Raw genomic sequence first — 26876 nt, forward strand, 5'->3', positions numbered from 1 at the left:
TGGTCGCCCGGCGCACCCGGCGAGAGGCTGACGCTGACAGCCCAAGGAGGTCCGCCATGCCCGCTTCCGCTCCGATACGCCGCGCGGTCGTCGCCCTCGTGCTCGCCTGCGCCCTGCTGGTCGGCGCCACCGGGTGCGGAGACGACAGCGGCGGGGACCCGGCGTCGACGGCGTCGCCGACCGCTTCGACGGAGGCGCAGAAGTTCGCGAAGACCCGGTTCGTCGCCAACGCGAGCCTCGCCGCCGGAGCGACGTACCAGTGGATCGTGAAGCCCTACCGGGACGGCAAGTTCGCCAAGGGCGCGGAGGGCCGGACGTTCGCCCTGGTCAAGGCGGGACTCGCGGGCGCGTTCGCGTACAACAGGCTCAAGGCCGCCGTGGCCAACGCGCAGGGCGACGAGCTGCTGTCCAAGGCCGTGGCCCCGCTGGTCGTCGGCATCGAGTCCCTGAAGAACTTCGGCGCCAAGCTGCGCGACGGCGAGGTGAGCGCGGCCGACGTCGGCAGCTTCGAGTCGGTCATCAAGGACGTGAAGGAGGCGGGCCAGAGCGCCGGCGCGGAGGTCACCGACAAGGTGCCGCCGCTGTCCCAGCTCACCCAGTAGCGCTACGCGTTCAGCTCGGCCAGCACGCGCAGCGTCCGCACGTCGGGCGCGGTCACCAGCAGATCGGTGACCGGGCCCCTCCGCCAGGACTCCAGCCGCTCCGCGATCCGCTCGCGCGGCCCGACCAGGGAGATCTCGTCGGCGAACGCGTCGGGGACCGCGAGCACCGCCTCCTCCTTGCGGCCCTCGGCGAAGAGCGCCTGGATCCGGCGGGCCTCGCCCTCGAACCCCATGCGCGCCATCAGGTCGGCGTGGAAGTTGCGGGCCGCGTGGCCCATGCCCCCGATGTAGAAGCCGAGCATCGCCTTCACCGGAAGCAACCCTTCCGCTACGTCGTCGCAGACCTTGGCGCGGGCCATCGGCGCGATGACGAAGTCCTTCGGGAGGTCGGCGAGCGAGGCCGCGTACACGTCCGTGCGCATCGGCGACCAGTACAGCGGCAGCCAGCCGTCCGCGATCTTGGTCGTCTGTGCGATGTTCTTGGGCCCCTCGGCCCCCAGCAGAAGGGGGAGGTCGGCGCGCAGCGGGTGCGTGATGGGCTTCAGCGCCTTGCCGAGGCCGCTGCCGTCCGCCCCTGCGTACGGATGGGAGTGGAACCGGCCCGCCAGCTCGACGGGCCCCTCGCGGCGCAGGACTTGGCGGATCACCTCCACGTACTCCCGGGTCGCCGTCAGCGGGCTGCTGGGGAACGGCCGGCCGTACCAGCCCTCCACCACCTGCGGCCCCGACAGCCCCAGCCCGAGCATCATCCGGCCGCCGGAGAGGTGGTCCAGCGTGAGCGCGTGCATCGCGGTGGCGGTCGGGGTGCGGGCGGCCATCTGCGCGACGCCGGTGCCGAGCCGGATCCGGGAGGTGCGCGCGGCGATCCAGGCGAGCGGGGTGAACGCGTCCGACCCCCAGGCCTCGGCGGTCCACACCGAGTCGTAGCCCAACCGCTCGGCCTCGCGGGCGAGTTCGAGATGGCCGGGGTCGGGGCCGCGACCCCAGTAGCCGAGCGTGAGTCCCAGTCGCATGCCAGCCAGCCCTCTCCGCCGGTGAGCCCGTGCGTATCTGACGGTGCGTCAGGGTACGTCAGCGGTCCCTCCGTCGGGAAGAGCGGCGGCGGTGGCCGCCGGGCACGGGGGCGACCCGACAATCCCCGGGACACGGCAACGGCCCCCCGCCCGGAAGGGCGAGGGGCCGCGATGCGAGGTGCGTGGATCAGCCGCGCTGGATACCCGTGGTGTCCTGCAGCACGCCGCGACGGCCGTCCTGCGTCTGGGCCACCAGGCCGGCGCCGCGCTGCTCGACCGCCAGGTACCAGGTACCGGGCGCGAGTTCGGCGATCGGCGACGGCGAGCCGTCCTCGCCGTACAGCGGACGGGCCACCGGCACCGCGAACCAGAACGGCGTGAAGTCCGAGGCGCCGCCCGCGCTCTGCGGCGCCGCCGGAGCGGGCTGCTGCTGGCCGGGCTGCGCCGAGGCGCCGTACGGCTGCTGCTGCCCCGGCTGCGGGCTGAAGGGCTGCTGCTGCCCGCCCGGGTAGCCGTAGCCGCCGCCCGCGACGCCGGGCTGCGCGCCGTACGGCTGCGGGGCCGCGGGACGCGGAGCGCCGATGAGCGGAGCCTTGAACGCGGGGACGAGCTGGCTGCAGACCGCGCCGGCGGCCAGCGCGAGGGCGGCGATGAAGCCGAGGATCAGGCCGGTGCCCGAGTCGGGGCTGAAGCCTTCGGCGTTCAGCGAGCCGCCCGGGTCGAAGATCGCGCCGAGCCCGCTCCACGCGGTGAAGAGCGTCAGGGCGACGCCGAGCTGGCCGAGGTCGAGGCCGATGACCTTGACCGGCTGCGGCATGCTGCGCGCGATGACGATCAGGCCCGCGCCGATGATGCCGGCCAAGTAGAGGCCCAGCAGGAGCTGGCCGTTGTCCCAGGCCGTCGGGGCGTCGTCGCAGTTGCTGCCGGAGCAGTCGAACGTGTCGAGGAACGAGGCGATGAACAGCACCACCGCTGCTCCGATCACCACGCCATCGCCTCGAGTGAGGGAGCGGATGTTCACGTAAAAAGTCCTTCGTCGGTCGTCTCATCGGGGCGGTCGTCGCTGCCGCCGGTCAGGCGGCTGCACGGCGCGGAGCTCGGGGGTGACTCCCCATCGTAGGGGTGAATCTATCGTCTGACGGATCCGGGCGTCTGCCGGGTATCCGTTACCCCTTGAGGTAGCTCGTGATGCCGTCTGCCAATCCCTGGGCCGCCTTCTGCCGCCAGCCCGAGCTGGTAAGCAACGCGGCGTCCTTGGGGTCACGCATATTGCCGCATTCGATGAACACCTTGGGAACTGTGGACAGGTTCAGCCCGCCCAGATCCTTTCGTACGTCCAATCCCGTACCGCTGCCTACGTAGTTGGACGGTGCGCTGCCGGTCGCAGCCAGGAACTTTCCGGCAATGCGCTCGCCGAGGTCGCGGGAGGGACCGACGATGGCGGCGGTGTCCGCCGCACCCCCTTTGACCAGAGCGGGGAGGATCACATGGAAACCGCGGTGGCCGACGTCCGAGCCGTCGGCGTGGACGGAGACGACCGCATCGGCTTTTGCTTTATTGCCGATTTGCGCCCTTTCATCCACACAGGGCCCGAAAGGCCGGTCGTTGTTGTGGGTGAATTGGACCGTTGCGCCCTGCTTCTCCAGCAGAGTGCGAAGACGTTGTGAAACATCGAAGGTGAATTCGGCCTCGGTGTAGCCGGCATTGGTGGAGGTGCCGGTTGTGTCGCATTCCTTGTGATTGGTTCCGATGTCGACGAGCTCGTTGATCTCGCTCGTGTGCTGGAAATTGCCGCGGTTGTGCCCGGGGTCGACGACCACGACCTTGCCCGCGAGCGGTCCGGCGCCCTCGCTCTTCCCGCTGGACGGCGAAGCCGACGTCGGCGCGGGGGTCGCCGACGCGGCGGGGGAGGACGCGCCCGAGGCCGTCGATCCCCCCTTGCCGGCCGTGACCGGCTCGCTCGGCAGCGGGAGCACCTTCGGCGGCTCGCTGTCCCCCGGGCCGCTCATCGCCTGCCAGAGGAGCCACCCCGCCAGAGCTGTCGGCGCCAGCGCCGCGAGGGCGATGGCGATGTTGCCGCGCAGGGGGCGGCGCTTCGGGGCGGAGGGCTGGTTCTCGTCGTACGACACGCTCGCGATGCTAGCCGGACGGTTCAGAGACCCGGCGCAGTACGGCGCAGGACGCGCAGCGAGTCACACGAGGAGACCTCTGTGAACGCGCCGGACGCCAGTGCCCGCAGGTAGACGCGGTACGGCGCCTGGCCGCCGTCCGCCGGGTCGGGGAAGACGTCGTGGACGACGAGCAGACCGCCCTCGGCGAGGTGCGGGGCCCAGCCCTCGTAGTCGCCGTTCGCGTGCTCGTCGGTGTGGCCGCCGTCGACGAAGACCAGGCCGAGCGGCGTGCCCCAGACCTTCGCGACCTGCGGGGACCGGCCGACGACGGCGACGACGTGCTCCTCGAGGCCCGCCTGGTGCAGGGTGCGGCGGAAGGTCGGCAGGGTGTCCATCCGGCCGACCTCGGGGTCCACCACGGTCGGGTCGTGGTACTCCCAGCCCGGCTGCTGCTCCTCGCTGCCCCGGTGGTGGTCCACGGTCACCGCGGTCGTGCCCGTCGCCCGGGCGGCGTCGGCGAGCAGGATCGTCGAGCGGCCGCAGTAGGTGCCCACCTCCAGCAGGGGCAGCCCGAGCGCGCCCGCCTCCACGGCGGCCGCGTACAGGGCGAGGCCCTCGTCCACGGGCATGAAGCCCTTGGCGGCCTCGAAGGCGTCGAGGGTCTCCTGCTGGGGGGCGGCGGCGGCCATGGGCGGTTCCTCCAGGTCGTACGGGCGTCCGGCGCGGGCGCCCGGCCCGCCCATGGTGCCGTACGGCCGTACGGGAGTCCGACGGAACCCCTGCATCTGACCTACCGTCAGATTGAAACGTGTTCTAGTCTGCCGTCCATGGCCATCGGCATGGGCACAGGGGCGAGCACGGGCCGGAGCACGAGGGCGAGTGCGGGTGTGGGCACGACTGCGGGCGTGGGCGTGGGCGTGGGCGTGGGCGCGGGCATCGGGATGACCCGGGAGCAGCGGGAGCTGGCCCAGGCCGTCCGCGGCTGGCTCGCGCGAGCCGTGCCGCCCGAGGAGGTGCGCAAGCTGCTCGACGGCGACCCTGGCGGCGACGGACGGCCCGCGTACTGGGTCGGCGCCGCGGAGCTGGGACTGCTCGGGGTCCATCTGCCCGAGGAGTACGGAGGCGGCGGGACGCTGCTCGATCTGGCCGTCGTGCTGGAGGAGGCGGGCCGGGCCGCGCTTCCCGGGCCGTATCTGCCGAGCGTGCTCGCGGCGGAGGCGCTGCGGCGCGCGGGACGGGCCGACCTTGCGGCCGAACTCGCGACCGGGGCGCGGATCGGGGCCGTGGCGCTGGGCACGGGAACGCTCACCGCGCGCCCGGCGCCGGGCGGCTACCGGCTGGAGGGGGCCGCGCCGCCCGTGCTCGCCGGGGCGCAGGCCGATCTGCTGCTGCTCGCCGCGGAGGTGGCGGCGGAGGCGGTGGGGGCTGAGGTGCCTAAGGCACCTGAGGCGTCTGAGGCCGTGGACGGCGGCACGGTCTGGGTCGTCGTCGACGCGCGGGCGCTCGCCGTACGGGCGCACGCCAGCGCCGACCCGACCCGGCCGACGGCCGAAGTCGTCGCCCGCGACGTGCTCGTACCGTACGAGCGGGTCCTCGCCCTCGACACCGTGCTCGTACGGGACCTGGCCTCCGTCCTCTTCGCGGCCGAGGCGTGCGGGGCGGCGGCCTGGTGCCTGGAGACGGCCGCGGAGCACGCCAGGGTGCGCGAGCAGTTCGGGCGGCCCATCGGGCAGTTCCAGGGGGTCAAGCACCTGTGCGCGGACATGCTCGTCCGCGTCGAGCAGGCGCGGGCGCTGGCCTGGGACGCGGCCCGTGCGATGGGCGAGACGGATGCGGCGGCCGGGGCGGACGCGGTGGTGGACGGCCCGGGCGACCCGGTTGGATCGGGCGGCCCGGTCGGCCAGGTCGGCCAGGGCTCGGAAGGGGCGGCCCGTTCGCTGACGGCCGCGCTCGCCGCGGGCGCCGCCCTGGACGCCGCCTACTCCTGCGCCAAGGACTGCATCCAGGTCCTCGGCGGCATCGGCTTCACCTGGGAGCACGACGCGCATCTGTATCTGCGCCGCGCCCTCGTCGCCCGCCAGCTCCTCGGGCCGTCAGACGCCCACCGGCTGCGGGCCGCCGACCTCGCGGCCGCCGGCGCCCGGCGCGTGCTCAGGCTGGAGCTGCCCGCCGAGGCGAGGGCCCACCGGGAGCGGGCGCGTGCGGCGATCGAGCCCGCCCGTGGCCTGGACCCCGCAGCCGCCCGCCGCGCCCTCGCCCCCTCCGGATACGCGGCCCCGCACCTTCCGCCGCCGTACGGCCTCGGCGCCGGACCCGTCCAGCAGCTCGCCGTCGAGCAGGAGCTGGCGCGCGCCCGGATCGTCCTCAGCCCGCTGTCCATCGCGACCTGGGTGATCCCGTCGCTCCTCGCGTACGGCGACGAGGAGCAGAAGGAGCGCTTCCTGCCGCCCACGCTCCGCGGCGATCTGCTCTGGTGCCAGCTCTTCTCCGAGCCCGGCGCGGGCTCCGACCTCGCGTCCCTGCGCACCAGGGCCGAGCGGACCGACGACGGCGGCTGGCGCGTCACCGGCCAGAAGGTCTGGACGAGCGCGGCCCAGCAGGCCGACTACGGCATCCTGCTGGCCCGCACCGACCCCGCCGCCCCCAAGCACAAGGGGCTCACCTACTTCGTCGTCGACATGAAGCACACCGAAGGCGTCGACGTCCGCCCGCTCAAGGAGATCACCGGCGACTCGCTCTTCAACGAGGTGTACTTCGACGGCGCTCACCTGCCCGCGGACGCGGTCGTCGGCCAGGTGAACGACGGCTGGCGAGTCGCCCGCAACACCCTCGGCAACGAACGCGTCCACATGGCCGACCAGATGTCCTTCGGCGCCGGCCTGGAGGCGCTGCTCGCCCAGGCCCCCGGCCTGGACGCCGCCCACCGCGCCCGCATCGGCGCGCTGGCCGCCGAGGCGCACGCGCTGGGCTGCATCGGCCTGCGGACGACGATGCGGCAGGTGTCCGGGCTCGAACCCGGCGCGGGCGCATCCGTACGCAAGCTCGTCCAGACCGCCCACCAGCAGAAGACCGCCGAGCTAGCCCTGGAACTGCTGGGCCCCGAGGGCGCGCTGCGCGAGGGGGCGGGGGAGCGGGCCGTGCACGAGCTGCTCCTCTCGCGCTGCCTCACCATCGCCGGAGGCACCACCCAGGTCCAGCTCAACGTCGTCGCCGAGCGCATCCTCGGCCTCCCGCGAGACTGAACGAGACGGAAGGGGTACGGACATGAAGGCGTACATCGTCGGCGTCGGCATGACGAAGTTCGAGAAGCCTCAGACCCGCGACTGGCAGTACTGGGACATGGCGAAGGAGGCGGGCGGCCGGGCGCTCGCCGACGCCGGAGTCTCCTACGACCTGGTGCAGCAGGCGCCCGTCGGCTACTGCTTCCAGCCCTCCACGGCCGGCCAGCGCGCGGTGTACGAACTCGGTCTGACCGGCATTCCCGTCTACAACGTCAACAACAACTGCGCGACCGGCGCCACCGCGCTGATGATGGCCCGGCAGCTGGTCCAGGGCGGGATCTGCGACTGCGTGCTCGCCCTGGGCTTCGAGAAGATGGCCCGTGGATCCCTGGGCGGGGGTTCAGCAGGCGGGGGCTCGGGCAGCGGTGCCTCGGGCGGCGGCTCGGGCGGCGCCTCCGGTGGCGGCGACCTGAGGACCTCGCCGGTCGCGCGCCACTACGGCGTGATGGCCGCCGCCCACGGCTTCGAGGCGTCCCCGCCCACCGCCCAGATCTTCGGCAACGCCGCCCGCGAGCACATGGAGCGGTACGGCACCACCGAGGCGCAGCTCGCCGCCGTGGCCGCCAAGAACCACCGGCACTCGGCCGACAACCCCAACGCCCAGTTCCAGGACGTCTACTCGGTCGACGAGATCCTCGCCGCGAAGTCGATCCACCGGCCGCTGACCAAGCTCCAGTGCTCGCCGACCTCCGACGGCGCGGCGGCGGCCGTCGTGGTCTCCGAGCGGTTCGTCGTCGAGCACGGGCTGCACGACAAGGCCGTGGAGATCGCCGGGCAGGCGATGGCCACCGACACCGAGGAGTCCTTCGCCTCCGGCTCCTGCGTCGACGTGGTCGGCAGGCCCATGTCGCGGGCGGCGGCGCGCCAGGCGTACGAGGGGTCGGGCCTCGGCATCGAGGACGTCGACGTCGTCGAGCTCCACGACTGCTTCTCGATCAACGAGCTGCTCACCTATGAGGCGCTCGGCATGTGCGCGGACGGCGAGTCCGGCAAGCTCGTGGAGGGCGGGGCGACGACGTACGGCGGCCGATGGGTGGTCAACCCGTCCGGCGGCCTGATCTCCAAGGGCCATCCGCTGGGCGCGACCGGACTTGCCCAGGCGGCCGAGCTGGTGTGGCAGCTGAGGGGCGAGGCGGGCCCCCGGCAGGTGTCGGGCGCGCGGGTGGGTCTCGCGCACAACATCGGGCTCGGCGGGGCGGCTGTGGTGACCGTGCTGCGGCGGTCCTAGGCCCCGAGGTCCTAGGACCAAGGGGGTAGGTCCGGGCGGGCTGCCGTACATCGAAATCTGGATGTACGGACTGATCGGCGGCTGAGACCATGACCGTCATGGTTCACGCCCCTGACGCCGAAGACACCGAACAGCCCGCGATATCCACCACCGACCCCGCCTCCACCGCGCGTGCGCAACGGACTTCACGGACCTGGGCGGTCCTCCTCGCCGCCTGCGCGGGCCAGTTCCTGGTCGTGCTGGACGTGTCCGTCGTCAACGTCGCGCTGCCCTCGATGCGCGCCGACCTCGGGCTCACCACGATCGGTCTGCAATGGGTGCTCAACGCGTACTCGATCGCGTTCGCCGGCTTCATGCTCCTCGGCGGCCGGGCCGCGGACATCTTCGGCCGCAAGCGGATGTTCCTCGTCGGCCTCGGGCTCTTCACCGCCGCGTCCGTCGCCGGCGGACTCGCCCAGGAGGGCTGGCAACTGCTCGCCGCCCGCGCGGTGCAGGGGCTGGGCGCCGCCGTGCTCGCCCCGGCGACGCTCACCATCGTGACGGCCGCCGTGCCGCCGGGGCCCGCGCGGACCCGGGCGATCGGCACCTGGTCGGCGGTGGGCGCGGCGGGCGGCGCGGCCGGCGGACTGGTCGGCGGCGTCCTGACCGACCTGCTCTCCTGGCGCTGGGTGCTGCTGATCAATGTGCCGGTGGGCGCGCTCGTGCTGATCGGCGCGGCGCTCTGGCTCGTCGAGAGCCGCGCGGGCGACCGCGGCCGGCTCGACCTGCCGGGCGCGGTGCTGGTCACGGGCGGCCTCGCGGCCGTGGCGTACGGCATCGTGCAGACCGAGGAGTCCGGCTGGGCCGCGTCCGCCACGCTGCTGCCGCTGTTCGCCGGGCTCGCGCTGCTCGGCCTGTTCGTGGCGGTGGAGTCGAGGACCGCGGTCCCGCTGATGCCGCTGAAGGTGTTCCGCACCCGGGCTGTCTCGGCGGCGAACGTGGCGATGCTGGTCTGCGGCTCGGCCTCCTTCTCCATGTGGTTCTTCATGACGGTGTACGCCCAGAACGTGCTGGACTACACGCCGTTGGAGGCGGGCCTCGCGCTGATCCCCTCCTCCGCGAGCGTCATCCTCGGCTCGAAGCTCGCGCCGCCGATGATGGCCCGCGCCGGGGCCAGGAACGTCGCCGTCCTCGGCGCGCTGGTCGCCGCGACCGGCTTCGGCTGGCAGTCCACGATGACGGCAGAAGGAACGTTTCTCACGGCGATCCTCGGCCCCGGAATCCTGATGATGGCCGGCGTCGGCCTCGCCGCCACCCCGCTCGCCTCCCTCGCCACCTCCGGCGCGGCCCCCGGCGACGCGGGCCTGGTCTCGGGCGTGATCAACACCTCACGCACGATGGGCGGCGCGCTGGGCCTCGCGATCCTCTCCACGGTCGCGGCCTCCCGCACGGCGGGCGGCGCCGGCCCGGAGGCGCTGACGTCGGGCTACGCGCTGGCGTTCCGCACGGGGACGGGCGTCCTGCTGGCGGCGGCGGTCCTGATGCTGCTCTGGCTCCCGCGCCGCACGGACGCCTGACTCACAGCCAGCCCTGCTGCCGGGCCGCCCGCACCGCCTCCATGCGGTTGCGGGCGCCCGTCTTGCCGATGGCGGACGACAGGTAGTTCCGTACGGTCGACTCCGACAGGTGCAGCGCGGACGCGATGTCGGAAACGGTGGCGCCGTCCACGGCGGCGTTCAGCACATCCCGCTCCCGGCCGGTGAGCGGACTCGGCCCAGCGCTCAGCGCGGCGGCGGCCAGCGCGGGATCGATGACGGTCTCCCCGGTCAGCACCCGCCGAATCGCCTCGGCCAGCTCCTCCACGGGCCCGTCCTTGACGAGGAACCCCGCTGCCCCCGCCTCCATGGCCCGCCGCAGATACCCGGGCCGCCCGAAGGTGGTGAGGATCAGCACCCGGCAGTCGGGAACCTCCTCCCGCAGCTCGGCGGCGGCGTCGAGCCCGCTGCACCCGGGCAGCTCGATATCGAGGAGTGCCACGTCGGGCCGCGAGTTGAGCGCGGCGGCGACGATCTCGTCCCCACGCCCGACCTGAGAGACGACCTCGATGTCCGGCTCCATCCCGAGCAGCAGCGCGAGGGCGCCGCGCATCATCCCTTGATCCTCGGCGAGGAGGACGCGAACGGACTTGGCGGGGCGGCGGTCTCGGGGCATCTCATCCACAGGCCAAGGGTATGGCCCGGGATACCCCACCGCCCTGCGACGGACCGACGGCGGGGTTTCCGGGGCCAGTCGGGTTGCGAGTGGCATGGAGAGGGACACCGGCACACACTGGAATTGGTGTGGGAAACAGACCCTCAAGGGCCCCTGCCCTTGACCGCTTAGACGGTATTCCGAAGTTGATGGATAAACCTGCCAGGGAAGTGACATGCGATCCATCACGTCTACGATCACGGCGATCGGCCGGGATGGGAAGGCTCGAATGGTTGCCCACGCAACGGAATGAGCCCAGTGAATGAGCCCAGCACCTAGCTCACTTAGGGAGCGCCCATGAGCGCCACAGAAGAGACCCCGCTTCAATGCAAGCTGACAGACCAGAACTTCACGGCTGTGGCGACCTTGCACAGCGGTGGCAGGCGGCGAGTCACTGTCACAGGACAGCTCTCCTGCCCGACGACTGGCTTCAGACTGCGCCTAGAGCGCGACAACGCGGGAATCAACCCGCCGCCGAACGAGCTCGTCCTCAAGGTAGTCGAGGAGAACCCGGACGGCGTGGTGCCGCCGGTTCTCACCACGACCGAGATATCTGACTACTTCGACGTCAAGCCGGAGGTAGACACTGTCGTCATCCGAAATATCGACACCCGCATCCCAGTCAAGGACGAATAGACCGGACCGGGGACAGGGGCCCCGGGTGCCCGAAGCTCACCCACCCCTGCGGCGGAGGGCCGACAGGGGCGGGCAGCGGGTCTCCGTGCCTTAGTAGTGGTGGCCCGGGAGATGCAGCCGGCTGAAGGTCCAGCCAGTGGTGCCGCCCCGCCAGCTGGCGAACGGCTCGTTGAAGGTTCCGTCGGCCTTCGCGGTCCAGGTCCAGAACTTCACGCTGTTGTCCTTGTAGCTGTAGAGAGCAGCCAGGTCGTCGCGTCCGTCGCCGTTGTAGTCGCCCGCGACCAGTTTCATCAGGTCGTAGTTGAAATGACCCGGGCCCTTCTTCCAGGCTGGGACTGGCGGCTGGAATGAGCCGTTGCTATTGCCGAGGCTGACGAAGGTGAAAATTCCGTTGCTGCCGTCGGTGTAGCTGTACCAGGCCGCGACGTCGTCGCGTCCGTCGCCGTTGAAGTCGCCGGCGTGGACGCCGGTCTGATTCCAGTCGCCCCAGGAGGGGCTCGACCATGCCTCCTGCGGGCTGTTGAATCGGCCGTCGGGCTTGGCGGTGAAATTGATCAGCTTTACCTGATCGGAGGTCCCGTAGTCCTGGAGGACAGCGAAGTCGTCACGCCCGTCGCCGTTGAAGTCGCCGATGACGAACTTGCTCAGATCCGCCCGCCACCGTTTTTCGTCACCGGCCCAGCCGGAGAACGGCTTGTTGAACCCGCCCTTCGTATTGGCCGTGAAGGTGATGATCTCGTCGCGTCCGTTGTCGAAGTCGTACCAGACCGCCACATCGTCGCGTCCGTCGCCGTTGAAGTCGCCGCTGCGCGGGGTCATGTTGTCGAACGTCCAGTGACCCGGCTCGACGCGCCAGGAGGCGAACGGCGCGCTGAAGCCGCCGTCGACCTTGCCGAGGAAGGTGATCAGCTCGACCTTGCCGGTTTCGTATCCGTAGACGACGGCGACGTCGCCGTGGCCGTCGCCGTTGTAGTCACCGGTGGTGTACTTCATGTTCTGCGTGTACCAGGTGTCCTTGGGCGCGCCCCATGACGCCAGGGGTGCTGTGAAGCCGCCGTCGGAGCTGGTCATGAAGGTGTGCAGCTTGTCGCTGCCGTTCTCGTGGTCGTACCAGCCGGCCAGGTCGCTGCGGCCGTCTCCGTTGTAGTCCCGTCGGACGGCGGTGCCGCTGCTCCACTGGGACTGACCCCGTACGTTGTAGACGACGAGGTTTCCGCGGTCCTGCAGCAGGGCGTAGCCCTCAGCCGCGGAGGTCTTGGACTCCCACAGCTTGGTGGCGCCGTCGGCCTTGTAGACCACCAGGTTGCCGTCGCTCTGCATGACGGCCTTTGCGCCGACGTTCCCTGCCGTCTTCGTCGACCACAACGGCTTGCCGGCGTTGGAGGTGATGACGAGGTCGCCGTCCTCCTGCATGGTGAGCTTGGCCGAGCGGGAGACGAACGACTTGCCCCCGGTGAGGGTGGTGCCGGCCGGGATCCGGGAGCCGCCCGCGATGCCGTCGATGGTGAACGGGGCGGAGTAGGAGAACGTCGTACCGGACACCTGGCCCTTCCAGCCGACCATGGTGTTGTCCGTCTTGCGGCCCCACAGGTCGGCGATGCCGTCTCCTGTGATGTCGCCGACCGAACCCAGCGCCGGGTACGAGGCGGAGGAGAACCCACTGCCGATCTTCACTCGTGAGGCTGCGTTTCCCCAGGTAGTGGGATCGACCCGGCCGTCAGGGCCCTTGTCGCCGTAGGTGCGCAGGACGTCGCCCGTGGAGTTGTCGCGCAGCCAGAGGTCCGGGATCTTGTCGCCGTTGAGATCGCCGGGGACGATGACGGTGAACTTGTCCCAGTCACCGCCGCCGACCAGGACGGGTTCGCGGATGGCGTCCAGCGTGTGGTCCGCGCGGTTGCCGTAGTACGCCCAGAGCTGCTTGCCCTGCTTCACCAGCAGGTCGGGCTGGGTGTCGCCGTTGAGGTCGCCGGCTGCGACGATCTGCTCGGCGTTGTGCCAGTGATCGTCGCCGGTCCACTCGTCGCCGAAGTCGCAGCCCGCGTCCGGGTCCTTGACGGGGCAGGCGACGGTGAGCTCGGTGTAGTCGTCGCTGACCACGCCGCTTCCGTCGTTGGGATAGGTCCTGAGCTTCTTCTTCTGTTCGGTGTCCTTGTACTCGAGCGCGACGAGGTCGTTGTACCCGTCGACGCCCCAGTCGCCGCGGGAGGCGACCACGCCGTCGGCGAAGGAGTTGCCGCCGTTGGTGGCGGCCGTGAACTCGCCGTTGCCCTGACCCGCGTAGGTGAGCAGAGTGCCGTTCGAGTCGACGCTCCAGATGTCGCTGTTGGCGTCGCCGTTCAGGTCCGTCGGACCGTCCCGTTCCTGTGACCTTCCGGCGTAGTAGAGGTAGCTGGCCGTGTCCGACCGATTGCCCGCCTTGTCCGTGCTGAAGGCGTAGACGAAGTGCGGACCGTACCCCGGGGGTCTCACCGTGACCGGGACGCCGGGCTTGGCGCTGTTCACGCCCGGGTCGTAGTCGGTCCACCAGGTGTAGTGGTCCACGTCGGCGACGCCGTTGGGCGCGAACGTGAACGCACCGGTCTCTCTGGCCTTCCCGGTGTTCTGCGGCCAGCCGTTGTCGCCCGGCGGGTACTTTCCGTCCGTGGAAGCGATCACGGGAGGCTTGCTCGGCCGGGTGCGGTCGACCGTGAACGTGCAGGTCGTCGACCAGCTCGAGTAGGCGCCGTCGCCGTCCTTGGCTCGTACCCTCCAGGTGTAGCCGCCGGTCGGCAGGTCGGCGTCGGGGACGACGAGGGTGGAGACCTTGCCCTTGGCCGCCGGGATGGACTGAGTCACGGCAGGGGTGTCGGCGCCGGACTTGAAGACCTGGAACTCGGCTGTGAGGTTGCCGGCGTCCTTGTCGTCGATGGTGGCGTGGACGCTGATCCGGGCGTTGCCGATCAGCCCGCCGCTCGCACACGAGGTCCTGGGGTTGGTGCCGAGCCTGCTGGGCGTCTTCGGCGGGTTGTTGTACTTCGTCTCCAGGACGGCGGTCTTGGCGTCGAACTTCTTCCAGCCGAAGGTGTCGCTCTCGTTCTCGGCGAACAGGCCGAGGTTGAGGCTGGACCACTTCTTGGAGGCGGCCTCACGGACCTTGGCCGTGGCGTCGAACTCCAGGTTGCCGGCCGCGCAGTCCTTGCTCCATCCCTTGGCGTCGTCGACCGTGGCCAGCGGGCGCCCGCCGAGCTTGGAGGGCTGCTTGTTCCACGTCGTCTTGGACGAGATGGAGCCGACGTGCCACAGCTGGACCGGCCGGTCCTGGCACGACCAGGACCAGGTGTTCTTGATCCGGAAGGTGGAGGACTTGACCTGTGTGCCCTTGATGTTGCTGGTGTCGAGCTGGAAGAACGACCGGGACAACCCGTTCGTCTCGTTCTCGTAGCCGACCCGGACGACTTCCTTCGTGTTCCAGAAGGACGTGTTCGGGTACTTCTTGTAGACCCGGGTCCAGTTCTGCCTCTTCCCCCAGGCCCAGGAGGGGTCGATGTACACCGGGTACCTGGTGTCCGACCCGGTCAACAGGGCCTGGTCGGGCTTGATCTCCAGGACGTCGCCGCTCACCGTGGCCGGCATCTGCGCGTCCTGTGCGCCAGGAGCCGGCTCGAAGGCGTCGCCGGGCGTCTCCCCCTCGCCCGCGTCGCCTGCGTTGCCCGCCTGAGCCGTCCTGGCCGCCTTGGAGGCGGGGCCCGAGGCGACCGTGGTGGAGTCCCACATCAGCGGGGTCGGGCTGGTGAACACCGTCTCCCCAGCAGGATTCACCGCGGTGACGCTGCCGGTCTCCGCGTCCGTGGACACGTTCAGCCCGACGGTGTCCAACTTGTACTTGAGACTCGCCAGTTCCGGGTGCTTCGCAGCCTCGGCGGACCCCACGACCAGCAGCTGCGAGAAGCCCTCGACCTCAGCCTTCAGCCGTAGGTCGACGCCGGGCAGCACATCGGCGTACGTGGCCACGTTCTCGTTCAGAGTCGGCTTGGGCAGAGCTCTGGGCCAGTTCAAGGTCAGCGTCCGGCCGTCCTTGACTCCCGATAGGAGCGGACTGTTGCCGCCGCCGGAGAAGGACACCGCGACGGTGGTCGCCTTGGGCGTGACGGATCCGTCCGCCGCGAAGGCGAGAGTCGGGTCTGTCGGGACCCATGCGCCGTCCCGCAGCATCCGTACGGGCGTGCCGTAGCGCTTCACGGAGAAGGAGCCGTCCGGCAGGGCCCAGGTGTCCGACGACTCCGTGCGGGAGGACGTCAGCTCATATCGTTCTGGCTGCCTCGGTCATGGCAGGAGCACTGCCGGCGGTACCGGTTGTCGTGGCGGAGGCGAGTTCCAAAGCGGCGCCTCCTGCTATGAAGCAGCCGGCCGTCGTGCCAGTGAAGGAAGCCGCTCTCGGCGGAACCAAGCGGGCTGACGCGGCAGCGGCCCATGCCTGGAAGGCTCCGAAGGTCGCCTGGCCCGCTCCTGGCTCGACCACCGTCGACCTGCGCGACTCGGCAGCCAAGAAGGCGCCGAGCAAGGCTGGTTCGCTGCCCGTCGCGATCGCTGCGGCGCCGGGGAAGCCGCAAGCCGCCGCACAGGCTCCGACCAAGGTGAAGGTCGCGGTCGCCGACCGTGCCGCGGCCCACAAGGCGGGCGTCGACGGGCTGCTCCTCTCGGTCGGGCGGGCCGATTCCGGCGCCGGAACCGGTCAAGTCCGGGTCCAGGTCGACTACTCCGCGTTCCGCGGCGCCTTCGGCGGCGACTGGGCTGCTCGGCTGCGTCTGGTGGAGCTTCCTGAGTGCGCGCTGACCACCCCTGACAAGCCCGCCTGCCGGACAGGCAAGCCGCTCACCACGAACAACGACACCAAGGCCGCGAAACTCTCCGCTGCCGTGAGCATCGCGGGAAGCCCCGCGACCGCCAAGCGCAGCGCGGCGGCGCCCGGCGCGACGGTGCTCGCCGCCACAGCGGAGGCAGCCGGTCCGACCGGCAACTACAAGGCCACCTCGCTGCAGCCGTCAGGTTCATGGAGTTCTGGCGGCGCGACCGGCGCGTTCAACTGGTCGTACCCCATCGGTGTCCCCGCCGTGCCCGGCGGCCTGCAGCCCACCATCGGGCTCGCCTACAACTCTCAGAGCGTCGACGGCCGTACCGCGGCGTCGAACAACCAGCCCTCGTGGATCGGCGACGGCTGGTCCTGGGAGCCGGGCTACATCGAGCGCCGCTACAAGCCGTGCAACGACGACAAGGCAGACGGCGTCAACAAGACGAAGGTCGGCGACCTCTGCTGGTACAACGACAACGCGGTCCTCAACCTCGGCGGCAAGTCCACGGAACTCGTTCACGACAGCGAGAAGGGCTGGCATCCGGCACAGGACGGCGGCGAGAAGGTCGAGAAGCTCACCGGCGCCGACAACGGGGACAAGGGCACGGCCGGTTCGGGCGGCCAGGGCGGCTCGGGCGAGCACTGGAAGGTCACCACGTCCGACGGCACCCAGTACTTCTTCGGGCTGAACAAGCTCCCCGGCTGGAGCGACAACGGCTCCGCGGACGACGACCCGGTCACCAACTCCGCCTGGACCGCCCCCGTCTTCGGCAACCAGTCCGGCGAGCCGTGCCACAACACCTCCTTCGCCTCGGCCTGGTGCGAGCAGGCCTGGCGCTGGCAGCTGGACTACGTCGTCGACGTACGCGGCAACGCGATGGCGTACTACTGGAAGACCGACAAGAACCACTACGGCCGCAACGTCTCCGAGACCACGGGCAAGTCCACCGCGACCGGCTACGTCCGTGACGGCTACCTCGACCACATCGACTACGGCCTGCGTGAGGGCAGTCTCTACACGGGCAAGGCCATGGGCCAGGTCCACTTCGGCGTCGACGAGAGGTGCCTGGCCGACTGCGGCACGTTCGACGAGGCCAACGCCAAGAAGTGGCCCGACGTCCCCTTCGACCAGTACTGCAAGGAGGGCGTCGAGTGCAAGGACAGATACTCGCCCACCTTCTGGTCCCGTAAGCGCCTGACGACCATCACCACCAAGGTCCTGACCGGCGGCGCGCACAAGGACGTCGACTCCTGGACCCTCAAGCAGGGCTTTCCCGCCTCCGGCGACGGCATCTCCACCCCGATGTGGCTGGAGTCCATCACGCGCACCGGCAAGGCCGGCGGAAGCAGCAGCCTGCCGTCGGTGACCTTCGCCGGCCAGCAGAAGCCCAACCGCGTCGACAAGCTCGGTGACGGGCTGGCTCCCTTCGTACGGCTGCGGCTGTATCAGATCACCACCGAGACCGGTGGCACCATCGCCGTCGACTACAAGGACCCTGACTGCACGGCGAGCTCCCTGCCGCCGACCGACGACTCCAACACCACGCGCTGCTACCCGGTGAAGTGGGCATTCGAGGGAGAGAACGCCAAGCAGGACTGGTTCAACTCCTATGCAGTCCAGCGGGTCAGCGAGGGCGACAACCTCAAGGAGACCCCTGACACCGTCACCGAGTACGAGTACCTCGGCGGCGCCGAGTGGTCCAAGAGCACGGACGAGTTCGCCAAAGCCTCCGACCGCGCCTACTCGATCTCCCGCGGCTACGAGCGTGTGCAGACCCGCAAGGGCGCCGGGAGCGACGCGCGGATCCTGACCGAAGCACGGTACTTCCGCGGTATCGACGGCGCTGGAGTCAAGAATTCCGCAGGCGTCTCCGTCACGGACCGCGAGCAGTTCGCCGGTGTCCAGCGGGAGAGCGCCACGTACAACGGAGACGGCGGCGCTCTCGTGTCCGCCACCTCCTATACGCCGTGGCGCTCGGCCAAGACCGCCAGCCGCTCCCGAGCCGGCCTGCCCGACCTCGAGGCCTACCTCACCGGCACCGAAGCGGAAGAGACGCGTACCACCGTCACCGGCGGCACCCGCACGACCAAGACCGTTCGGGACTTCGACGAGTACGGCATGGCCACCAGCGTCTCTGAGCACGGTGACACAGCCAAGACCGGCGACGAGCAGTGCACCACCGTCGCGTACGCACGCAACAAGGCCAAGTGGCTGTTGAACAAGCCCTCCCGGTCCGAGACCGTGGCCGCGCTCTGCGACGCCCAGGTCAGCCGCCCGGGTGACGTGATCGACGACGTGCGCACCTACTACGACGGACTCGCGCTGGGCGCGGCGCCGGCCAAGGGCGACGTCACCAAGACCGATCGCGTCAACGGCAAGGGCGACGGCTATGACGTCGTCGCGTCCACGCCCAGCACATGCGGGCTGCCGAAGAACCAGCTCTGCTTCGACCAGTACGGCCGCCAGCTCGCCGAAGCCGATGCGTACGGCAAGGTCAGCACCACGGAATTCACCCCCGCGATCGGCGAGGTACCGACGACGGTCGTCGTGGCCAATCCGCTCAAGCATGCGACGACAACGGTGCTGGATCCGCTGCGGGGCCAGCCCCTCACGATCACCGACGCGAACGGCAAGGTCACCACGACCGCCTATGACGCGCTGGGGCGGGTCGCCAAGGCGTGGACGCCGAATCGCTCGGCTGCCACGTACCCCGATGCGCCGAGCTTCGCCTTCGACTATGCGATCCGCAGGGACGACGTCAACGTCGTCACCACCAAGACCCTCACCCACGACTCGGAGTACAAGAGCACCTACGCGTTCTTCGACGGACTGCTCCGCCCCCGGCAGAGCCAGGAGCAGTCGCCGGACCGGGCTGGGCGTCTCGTCTCGGAGACGTTCTACGACACCCGAGGGCTGGCCACGCGCACCTCGGGAACCTACTTCGCAGACGGCGCGGCCGAACCGGTTCTCGTCACCGGGCAGGAGACCAAGTACCCCGCGCACTCCGAGACGCTCTACGACGGCGCCGGCCGCCCGACGGCCGTCATCGCCAAGAAGTTCACCGACGAGACGAAGCGCACCACGACGACCTACGCGGGTGACACCACCACGGTCGTCCCGCCGAAGGGCGCGACGGCCACCACCACGGTCACCGATGCGCGTGGCCGCACGGTCAGACTCCTGCAGTACACCGATGCGGACCGCAAGAACGCGCAGACGACGCACTACGCGTTCGACAAGCACGGCCGCTTGCAGGAGGTGACCGACCCGTCCGGCGCCAAGTGGACCTACGGATACGACGTCCGTGGGCGCCAGGTCACGAGCACCGACCCCGACAAGGGCAGCTCGACCTCCGTCTACGACGCCGGCGACCGGGTCACCGAGACCGTCGACGCCCGGAAGATCGCCCTTCACACCGACTACGACGCACTGGGCCGCCGGACAGCGCTCAAGAAGGCGGACACCACACTCGCCACGTGGGAGTACGACACCGTAGCCAAGGGACAGCCGTCCAAGTCCACGCGATACGTCGACGGCAAGGCGTACGAGACGGCGGTCACGGCGTACAACAGCCTGTACCAGCCGCTGGCTTCTCAGGTGACCGTCCCGGCCGGCGAGGGCAAGCTCGCGGGCACGTACAAGTGGACCACCGGCTACAACGCCAACACCGGCCAGGTACTGCGGACGCAGCATCCCGCGATGGGCGGGCTGCCCGCGGAGCGGGTCGGCAACACGTACACCCCGGTGCACGGGCTGCTGAGCACCGTCGGCGCCGGCACGGACCCTCTGCTCTCCGCGAGCACCTACGACCACTACGGCCGCCCCGCCATCCAGAAGTTCGGCCAGTTCGCCCAGACCCTGTCCGTGGCTCGTGAGTACGACGACCACACCAACAATCTGACGCGGGCCTACACCGACCGGGAGGTCGGGCCGCAGCGCGTCGAGGACACCGGCTACACCTACGACCCCGCGGGCAATATCACCCGGATCGCCACGGCCTACGGCCAGGACGCGACCCGCATCACCGACACCCAGTGCTTCAGCCTCGACGGACTGCGACGGATCACCGAGGCCTGGACCGACACGGGCCAGCAGTGCGCGTCGACGCCGTCGGACTCGGTGATCGGCGGGGAGGACCCGTACTGGACGAGCTACACCTACGACGCGGTCGGCAACCGCAAGACCGAGACCCAGCACAAGACGTCCTCCGGCCCTGCCGCCGACACCGTCCGTACCTATGCCGACCCCGCGAAGGGCAAGCACAACCTTCCCTCGGTCACCCAGACCGGCCCTGAGCCGCGCACCGAGAGCTATGCCTATGACTCGGCCGGCAACACCGAGACCCGGAAGATCGGCAACGCCGACGCACAGAAGTTCGCATGGGACGACGAAGGCCGTCTCAAGTCGGTCACCAAGGTCACGGACACGACCGAGTATCTGTACGACACGGCAGGCGAGCGGCTCATCCGCCGAGACTCGACGGGCACGACCCTCTACCTGCCCGGCGGCAACGAACTGCTCCTGGACAAGTCCGGGACGGTCACGGGAACTCGCTACTACTCCGCAGGCGGTCAGACGATCGCTATGCGGACGGGTGGCAAGCTGACGTTCCTGCTCAACGACCACCACGGCACGAGCACCACGCAGATCACTGCTGATGCCGCCCAGGCCGTGACGCGCCGCAAGTCCACGATCTTCGGGGCGCCCAGAGGAGCGCAGCCCGAGGGCTGGGCGGGCGACAAGGGCTTCGTCGGCGGCACCAAGGACACTGACACCGGCCTCACGCATCTCGGCGCTCGCGAATACGACCCGGCTATCGGCCGCTTCATCAGCGTCGACCCGATCCTGGACCTGGCCGACCCGCAGCAGACTCACGGCTACAGCTACGCGAACAACAACCCTGTGGCGTTCTCGGATCCGAGTGGATTGCGTCCTGATGGGCCGGCGGGGGGTGCGGACTACAACGACCTCAAAAAGCAAACCGTGCATGGCACTGAGTGGACCAACAACCAAAGAGATCTACCGCCGCACTCAGGAGCCTGGTTCCTCGACAGCTATCGCGGCTGGAGCTATCGCAACGAGTACTTCTACGCCGGCTCGATGATCAAGGTTGTCACTTCGTCCTGGCGAGCACAGTCGAAGGGCATCCCGAAGCATCCGGAAAGTTCCATGCGGTTCCTCCCGAAAAAGACTCCGGACAATTTCTACACAAGGCACATCGCACCAGTCCTCGTCACGCTGATCCTTCCCGACCCCGAACCTGCGGGTGAATGCTTCGGGGGAAGTTGGACTGGCTGCGGAGAGGCAGCAACAGACATTCCGTTCCTCAAACCTCTCAAGATTTTCAAGTTCGTCAAGGGAGGTGCCAAGAGGGCCAAGAAGTCGTCGGACTGTCACAGCTTCCTGCCTGGCACCAAGGTTCTCCTAGCCGATGGCAGCGCCAAGGACATCGAGGACATCAAGGAAGGCGACAAGGTAGTCGCCACAGATCCTGATACCGGAGAGGCGAAGTCCAAGGAAGTCATCGACACCATCCTCACCGAGGATGACAAGGACTTCACGGAACTCACGGTGGAGAGCGGCGGCAAACAAGCGGCCATCATCGCCACCGACACCCACCCCTTCTGGTCGGTCGACCAGAAGAAGTGGATCAACGCTGGCGACATCCAGCCCGGTACCAAGCTGCTGACCAGCAGCAAGCGCACGGTCGAGGTAGCGGCCACGCGGCACTTCAAGAAGCAGCAGCGCACTCACGACCTGACCGTCAGCGACATCCACACGTATTATGTGCTGGCGGGTCAGACTCCGGTTCTCGTTCACAACTGCGGAGGGCTCGACGACGCAGCGCATGCAAGAATTCAGGACACCTACGGGAACGATATTGCCGATGGAGTTGACTACAACATCCAGCGCATGTGCCCGAGTTGCAACTCGGCCAGCGATGCGGCTGATCACACCATCAATGGAATCGGCGGCAATGTAGATGGCTTGGCTAACTATCTGACCGGTCAGCGCGATTTGGGTATGACGCATGTCGACCGGAGGAAGTCAGGAACAACAGCCAGGCGGGATGAGACCAGAAAGGACTCCAGCGGTAGAGGTGTGACGATTGTCCAAAACTCCTACATGGTTCACGCCTACCATCAATCGCAGGACGAGTTCAACAGCATCTTCAATTCAGTAAGGTGAGGTCACGTGTATCGAAGAGTTGGCCTCAGGAGTTCGGGTGATGGCTACGTCATCACGCTCACTCCGGCTCAGTTTGAGCTGGTCAGAAGGGTTCTTGTCGATCTCTATGGCGGCAGCCACTCTTCAAAAGTAGTTGCCGTCGTGGCCGGAGAAGCCTCGGAGGGGCTCCTCGAACTGAGGGGTCGAGAAGTAGACTTTCGGTCGAGAGGAAGCATTGATGTGACGCTAAGCCACCCCGATCTTCGGGTATTGTGTGGCTCCTTGGCGTTCGCCTTCCTGAATCGCTCGTCGGAAGAAGCATTTCACAATAGATACGGCTTCTACAGTGAAAACGTGCAGGCTGTGGGGTGGGCGATCTTTGGGGCGCTTCAAGAGATGGGCAATTCGGACTGAATCCAGATCTGATGGTGAATGCTTGGCCTGGGTTCCTAAATAGGGGATCTACTGCATTTCGAACCACTCGGATTTTTGGGGGGGGCGTAACGGAAAGTCGACTTCCTTGAAGTTCCGATAGTGAACATGAGGCCTCGTCAGATTTGATCTGGTGGGGCCTCAGGGACGTGTGACGGCAGTGATTGACGGCAACGTCAGTGGACGGGGACGGTGCAGCGCGGTAGTTCGTCGCCATCGGTACTGACGGTCTTGGTGGTCGCCGGGCCAGTCAGTGATGTGCCGAGGGTATCGATGGCTTGGCGTTGGCGTCGCAGTCGGACGTGGGCGTAGACGGTGGCGGTGACACCGATGTGGGCGTGGCCGAGGAGTTCCTTGATCACGACGAGTTCGACGCCCTCTTCCAAGGAGCATGGTGGCAGACGAGTGTCGCGTGCAAGCGCAGTGAGGTTGGCGGGGTCGCGTGGTCCGGCAGTTAATCTGCTGAAGGCGAGGCGCTGAACTTCCAGTCGAGCGACGGGCGGGCGCTCGCAGTACTGCCCTTGAGGTCCACGTCTTGCGGCGTCCGTGGTGCGTCGCGGTCTCCGGGCAGTCGATGCTGTCCTTGGCCACCCACCGGCCTGACCGAGGAGAGCCACTGGCACAGTTAGATTGTGTCGAGGCGGCGAATCTCCTCGGTGAGTCTATTTGGTGAGGTTCAGTGAAGCTCAATAGAGGAAGCGCTTTAAGCGCCCTGCTGCTCACGGTCGCCTTGGTGGTGGGGATCTCGTCGTGTGCCATCGACAGGCGAGGTGAGCCGACGCCTTCGCCGGCCACCGTGAAGGCGTCCGAGGTCATGGGGGAGTGGCATGGGTGGGGTGGCAGCTCGGTCAGGATCCTTGCAGACGGTGTCGTAGAAGTAACTCTCCTGGACGGTCAGGAGTTTCGCTTCGACGATGGGTGGCGAATGACCGCGCGGGGGAAGTGGCAACTCTATGGGCCTGGAGAATACAGAGGCGGAAACACTGCAGGGAACGGCTCGGTCGTGCAGCTCAGGGTCAAGCCGTCGGAAGCTCCGGGGAAATCACAACCCTCTTCTACCGGTACTTCGGAAGTCGGTGCGGAAGCGGTCGCCAGGACGGCCGATCCTCCAGCAGAAGCGGTCTGGAGTCTTGGTGTCATCCGAGACAGGGACGACAAGCTCGCTCTCTTCTTTCTTACTTCTGACCCTGATGCGCGGGACTACTACTACCTGAGCAGGAAGGAAGGCTGACTGCTCTCAGCCTCCTGTGTGGAGAGCGGTCTCTCCAGAAACCGACTCTTCCACCCCGTCCACCGGCAGTTCCGCGCTCACCCGGAAGCCGCCGTCCGGGGTGCGGGTCGTGCGGAGGGAGCCGCCCGCCGTGGAGAGGCGTTCTGTCAGGCCCTTCAAGCCCGTGCCTGAGGTGGGGAGAGGGGACGGGGCAGTGTGGCCGTCGTCCGTCACCGTCAGGTGGGCCCTCTCCGGGGTGCTCTCCAGGGTGATCTCGCACGTCGACGCCCCGCTGTGGCGTACCGCGTTGGTCACCGCCTCCCGTACCACCCAGCCCAGCAGCGCCGCCGTCTGCGGCTCCAGCGGGGGGCCCGACTGGCGGACCACCGGGGCGATGCCCGCCGCCGTCAGCGCCGAGCGCGCCCGGTCCAGCTCGTTGGCCAGGCTCGCCTCGCGGTAGCCCGTGACCGCCTCGCGGATCTCCGTCAGGGCCTGGCGGCCCACCGACTCGATGTCGGTGATCTGGGCGAGCGCCGCGTCCAGGTCGCGCGGGGCGAGGCGGCGGGCCGCCTCCGACTTGACCACGATCACCGAGAGCGTGTGGCCGAGCAGGTCGTGCAGATCGCGCGAGAAGCGCAGGCGTTCCTTCTCCACCGCCGTGCGGGCCAATTCCTGGCGGGTGGCGCGCAGTTCGCGGACCGTCTCGGAGAGCGCCAGGATCGCCGCGGTCACCATGCCGGAGATGAACGTGCCGTACGCGACGTTGATCGCGCCCCAGCCGTCCCGTACGCCCGCGATCGTCCCCGCCGCCGCGCTCAGCGCGAAGACCACCTGGGCCAGGCGCCTGCCCCGCAGGACCGACCCGGCCGCAAGGCCCAGCAGGGGGAAGAACAACAGCCAGCTGCCCCCGTAGACGATCGCCAGCGCGCAGGTCACGGCGGTCATCGCGATCAGCATCCGGTGTGTGGCGGGCGCCTCCCGCTTGTCCTTGTCGAAGGCGCGGAAGACCACGCCTATGTAGAGGGAGTTGAAGGCCAGCAGGCCGATGCCGCCTATCCAGGGGTTCGGGGTCTCGCCCTGGAGCAGATTGGAGAAGGATCCCATGCCCATCAGCAGCCACGGCAGCATGCTGTAGCCGTTGGGCGGGCCCATCTCCTCCGGGAGCCGTCCGGGCTTCTTGAGCTTCAACGCTGCTCTCCCTTCGCTCACACGGTCCGCGCGGAACGGCGGTACGAGATCATCGCGTACGAGCCGAACAGAAGCAGCCATCCCGTCAGCACCGCCACCGTGAACAGTCCAGGCGCCGATCCAGTCGTGACCGACCAGCCGAGGTCGGCGAAGCGGTTCGCCGGGGTGTACTCGGACAGCGCGCGCAGCCAGCCGGGGAACAGCTGCACCGGGAACCAGAGCCCGCCGACGACGGCCAGCCCCAGGTTGCAGGCCACGTTCACCACGCCCGTGGTCTGGGCGGAGAGCCGGTAGCCGTTGCCGAGGCCGAGCAGGGTGAAGGGGAGCGCGCCGAGCCACAGCAGGAGCGCGAGGGCGGGCCACTGCCAGACGTCCAGCCGGACGCCGTTGACCAGGCCGCCCGCCGCCAGCACCGCGACGATCGCGGGCAGCACCACCACCGAGCCGGTGACCGCCCGGCCCACGACCACCTGGCGCGGGCTCATCGGAGTGATCCGCAGCTGGCGCAGCCAGCCGCTGCTCTTGTCCTCGGCGACGCCCATCCCCGTGGAGAGGGCCGCGCCCAGCGCTCCGTACGCCGCCATGCCGACCATCGAGGCGGTCTTCCACTCGGAGGCGTTCGCGCCGAGGTTGGTGAAGAGCAGGTACATCAGCACCGGCATCCCGATGCCGAAGACCACGAATCCCGTGTCGCGCAGCGCGCGGCGGACTTCCAGCTTCACGTACGCGGCGGTCATCGCGAGATCTCCAGACGGGGAGGGGGAGAGGGAGGCGGGGGAGAAAGGGGCGGCGGGGGTCTCGGCCGGCGTCGGCTGTGTCATCGCGCCGACTCCAGTCCGCCGGTCGCGCCCGTCAGCGCGAGGAACGCCTCCTCCAGCGACGCCGGGGCGACCTCCAGCCCCCGGATCGCGTCCATCGCGGCGAGCGCGATCACCGTCGCGTCCGCGTCGTCGCTGCGCAGCCGGGCCCGGTCCCCGCGGATCTCGACCGACACGACTCCCGGGAGCCGGTCCAGGCCCTCGGTGCCCCGCCCGCCCAGGTCGAAGGCCACCAGATGGCCGCCGACCGAGCGCTTGACGCTCTCGCCGCTGCCGTCGGCCGCGATCCGGCCGCGGTCGAGGACGACGATCCGGTCGGCGTTCGCGTCGGCCTCCTCCAGATAGTGAGTGGAGAACAGGACCGTGCGGCCACGCGAGGCATAGCCGCGCATCGACTTCCAGAAGGCCTGCCGCGCCTCGACGTCCAGCGCCGCGGTCGGCTCGTCGAGGACGATCAGCTCGGGGTCGCCGGCCAGGGCGACCGCGAACCGGACGCGCTGGATCTGGCCGCCGGAGAGCCGGTCGGCGCGGCGGTCGGCGAGGGCGGAGAGCCCGGCCAGCTCCAGCGCCTCGGCGACGGGCAGCGGGCGCGGATAGGCGCGGGCCACGAACGACACCAGCTCGCGGACGGTCACCCGGGGGATCGGGCGGCCGTCCTGGAGCATCGCGCCGACCCGGCCGGCGGCGACGGCCCGCGCGGGGGTCTCGCCGAAGAGGCGGACCTCGCCCGCGTCCGGGTCGTTCAGGCCGAGCAGCAGGCTGATGGCGGTGGACTTGCCCGCGCCGTTGCGGCCGAGCAGGGCGACGGTCTCGCCGCGCGCTATGGCGAGGTCGACGCCGTCGACGGCTCGTACGGCGCCGAAGCTCTTGGCGGCGCCCGCGAAGCTCGCCGCTGCCGTCTCCGTCGCCGTCTCCGCGCCGTGTGGTGTCTGCGTCATGAGGAGCACGCTACGGAGCGGGGGAGGGCCCCCGGCAGATGCGGATGTACGGACTCGGCAGTGACAAATGTCCTGGGCGGCGACCTCGATCTGACATGGTGTCAGCAGTCTTCACAACTGTGAGGGCCTGCGTTATACATAGTGCTCGTCGGCCCCTAGAACGCGTTCTAGAACGGGCGCGGGCCGGTCCCGT

General features: G+C 69.2%; 17 protein-coding genes and 1 pseudogene. 8 read left to right on the forward strand and 10 right to left on the reverse strand.

The window, feature by feature from the left end; translation table 11 throughout:
* Nucleotides 1-56: 56 nt before the first annotated feature.
* Nucleotides 57-602: a hypothetical protein gene (locus AB0M39_RS02875; RefSeq protein ID WP_365359432.1), complete on the forward strand. Its 546-nt coding sequence runs from the start codon at nucleotides 57-59 to the stop codon at nucleotides 600-602.
* A 2-nt stretch (nucleotides 603-604) separates the two neighbouring features.
* Here AB0M39_RS02875 and AB0M39_RS02880 read toward each other — a convergent pair whose 3' ends face one another.
* The 4 genes from AB0M39_RS02880 to AB0M39_RS02895 all read right to left on the reverse strand — a co-directional run bounded on the left by AB0M39_RS02880 (nucleotide 605) and on the right by AB0M39_RS02895 (nucleotide 4415).
* Nucleotides 605-1615, reverse strand: coding sequence for an LLM class F420-dependent oxidoreductase (locus AB0M39_RS02880; protein WP_365359434.1), 1011 nt, complete (start codon nucleotides 1613-1615; stop codon nucleotides 605-607).
* Between the two features lie 187 nt (nucleotides 1616-1802).
* The gene (locus AB0M39_RS02885) at nucleotides 1803-2636 is read right to left on the reverse strand and encodes a hypothetical protein (RefSeq protein ID WP_365359436.1); all 834 of its coding nucleotides are present in this window, start codon (nucleotides 2634-2636) and stop codon (nucleotides 1803-1805) included.
* Nucleotides 2637-2781: 145 nt separating this feature from the next.
* Entirely contained in the window at nucleotides 2782-3744 is a 963-nt protein-coding gene (locus AB0M39_RS02890) for an N-acetylmuramoyl-L-alanine amidase (protein ID WP_365359438.1), read from the reverse strand.
* 23 nt (nucleotides 3745-3767) lie between these two features.
* Nucleotides 3768-4415 (reverse strand): class I SAM-dependent methyltransferase, encoded by a 648-nt coding sequence (locus tag AB0M39_RS02895; RefSeq protein WP_365359756.1) that lies wholly within the window; start codon nucleotides 4413-4415, stop codon nucleotides 3768-3770.
* Nucleotides 4416-4667: 252 nt separating this feature from the next.
* Between AB0M39_RS02895 and AB0M39_RS02900 the strand changes: the two genes are divergently transcribed.
* The 3 genes from AB0M39_RS02900 (at nucleotide 4668) to AB0M39_RS02910 (ending at nucleotide 9791) form a co-directional block, all read left to right on the forward strand.
* On the forward strand, nucleotides 4668-6968 hold the full coding sequence (locus AB0M39_RS02900; RefSeq protein WP_365359759.1) for an acyl-CoA dehydrogenase: 2301 nt from the start codon (nucleotides 4668-4670) through the stop codon (nucleotides 6966-6968).
* A gap of 22 nt (nucleotides 6969-6990) precedes the next feature.
* The gene (locus AB0M39_RS02905) at nucleotides 6991-8235 is read left to right on the forward strand and encodes a lipid-transfer protein (RefSeq protein ID WP_365359440.1); all 1245 of its coding nucleotides are present in this window, start codon (nucleotides 6991-6993) and stop codon (nucleotides 8233-8235) included.
* A gap of 89 nt (nucleotides 8236-8324) precedes the next feature.
* A complete protein-coding gene (locus AB0M39_RS02910) occupies nucleotides 8325-9791 on the forward strand; it encodes an MFS transporter (RefSeq protein WP_365359442.1) in 1467 nt (488 codons plus the stop codon).
* Between the two features lies 1 nt (nucleotide 9792).
* Here AB0M39_RS02910 and AB0M39_RS02915 read toward each other — a convergent pair whose 3' ends face one another.
* Entirely contained in the window at nucleotides 9793-10425 is a 633-nt protein-coding gene (locus AB0M39_RS02915) for a response regulator transcription factor (protein WP_365359761.1), read from the reverse strand.
* Nucleotides 10426-10761: 336 nt separating this feature from the next.
* On the opposite strand from AB0M39_RS02915, the gene AB0M39_RS02920 reads away from it, so the two are divergent.
* A complete protein-coding gene (locus AB0M39_RS02920) occupies nucleotides 10762-11100 on the forward strand; it encodes a hypothetical protein (RefSeq protein ID WP_365359444.1) in 339 nt (112 codons plus the stop codon).
* A gap of 90 nt (nucleotides 11101-11190) precedes the next feature.
* Here the strand turns inward: AB0M39_RS02920 and AB0M39_RS02925 are convergent, their stop codons facing one another.
* Nucleotides 11191-15318 carry an FG-GAP-like repeat-containing protein gene (locus tag AB0M39_RS02925; protein WP_365359446.1) on the reverse strand — a complete coding sequence of 1376 codons (4128 nt, stop codon included), beginning with the start codon at nucleotides 15316-15318 and terminating at the stop codon, nucleotides 11191-11193.
* 173 nt (nucleotides 15319-15491) lie between these two features.
* Between AB0M39_RS02925 and AB0M39_RS02930 the strand changes: the two genes are divergently transcribed.
* Both AB0M39_RS02930 and AB0M39_RS02935 read left to right on the forward strand, forming a co-directional pair.
* The gene (locus AB0M39_RS02930) at nucleotides 15492-22118 is read left to right on the forward strand and encodes a polymorphic toxin-type HINT domain-containing protein (protein ID WP_365359448.1); all 6627 of its coding nucleotides are present in this window, start codon (nucleotides 15492-15494) and stop codon (nucleotides 22116-22118) included.
* A 6-nt stretch (nucleotides 22119-22124) separates the two neighbouring features.
* Entirely contained in the window at nucleotides 22125-22511 is a 387-nt protein-coding gene (locus AB0M39_RS02935; protein WP_365359450.1) for a hypothetical protein, read from the forward strand.
* Between the two features lie 194 nt (nucleotides 22512-22705).
* On the opposite strand, the pseudogene AB0M39_RS02940 reads toward AB0M39_RS02935, so the two are convergent.
* Nucleotides 22706-22915: pseudogene (locus AB0M39_RS02940) on the reverse strand (site-specific integrase); the annotation flags it as partial.
* A gap of 293 nt (nucleotides 22916-23208) precedes the next feature.
* On the opposite strand from AB0M39_RS02940, the gene AB0M39_RS02945 reads away from it, so the two are divergent.
* Entirely contained in the window at nucleotides 23209-23760 is a 552-nt protein-coding gene (locus AB0M39_RS02945) for a hypothetical protein (RefSeq protein WP_365359453.1), read from the forward strand.
* 6 nt (nucleotides 23761-23766) lie between these two features.
* Here AB0M39_RS02945 and AB0M39_RS02950 read toward each other — a convergent pair whose 3' ends face one another.
* From AB0M39_RS02950 to AB0M39_RS02960, 3 genes are all read right to left on the reverse strand, one after another.
* Nucleotides 23767-25008, reverse strand: coding sequence for a sensor histidine kinase (locus AB0M39_RS02950; protein WP_365359456.1), 1242 nt, complete (start codon nucleotides 25006-25008; stop codon nucleotides 23767-23769).
* The gene (locus AB0M39_RS02955; RefSeq protein ID WP_365359763.1) at nucleotides 24945-25664 is read right to left on the reverse strand and encodes an ABC transporter permease; all 720 of its coding nucleotides are present in this window, start codon (nucleotides 25662-25664) and stop codon (nucleotides 24945-24947) included. Before AB0M39_RS02955 ends, AB0M39_RS02950 begins: the two co-directional genes overlap by 64 nt.
* Before the next feature lie 80 nt (nucleotides 25665-25744).
* Nucleotides 25745-26683 carry an ABC transporter ATP-binding protein gene (locus AB0M39_RS02960; RefSeq protein ID WP_365359458.1) on the reverse strand — a complete coding sequence of 313 codons (939 nt, stop codon included), beginning with the start codon at nucleotides 26681-26683 and terminating at the stop codon, nucleotides 25745-25747.
* Nucleotides 26684-26876 lie beyond the last annotated feature (193 nt).

Source organism: Streptomyces sp. NPDC051907 (assembly GCF_040681075.1).
Taxonomy (GTDB): Bacteria; Actinomycetota; Actinomycetes; order Streptomycetales; family Streptomycetaceae; genus Streptomyces.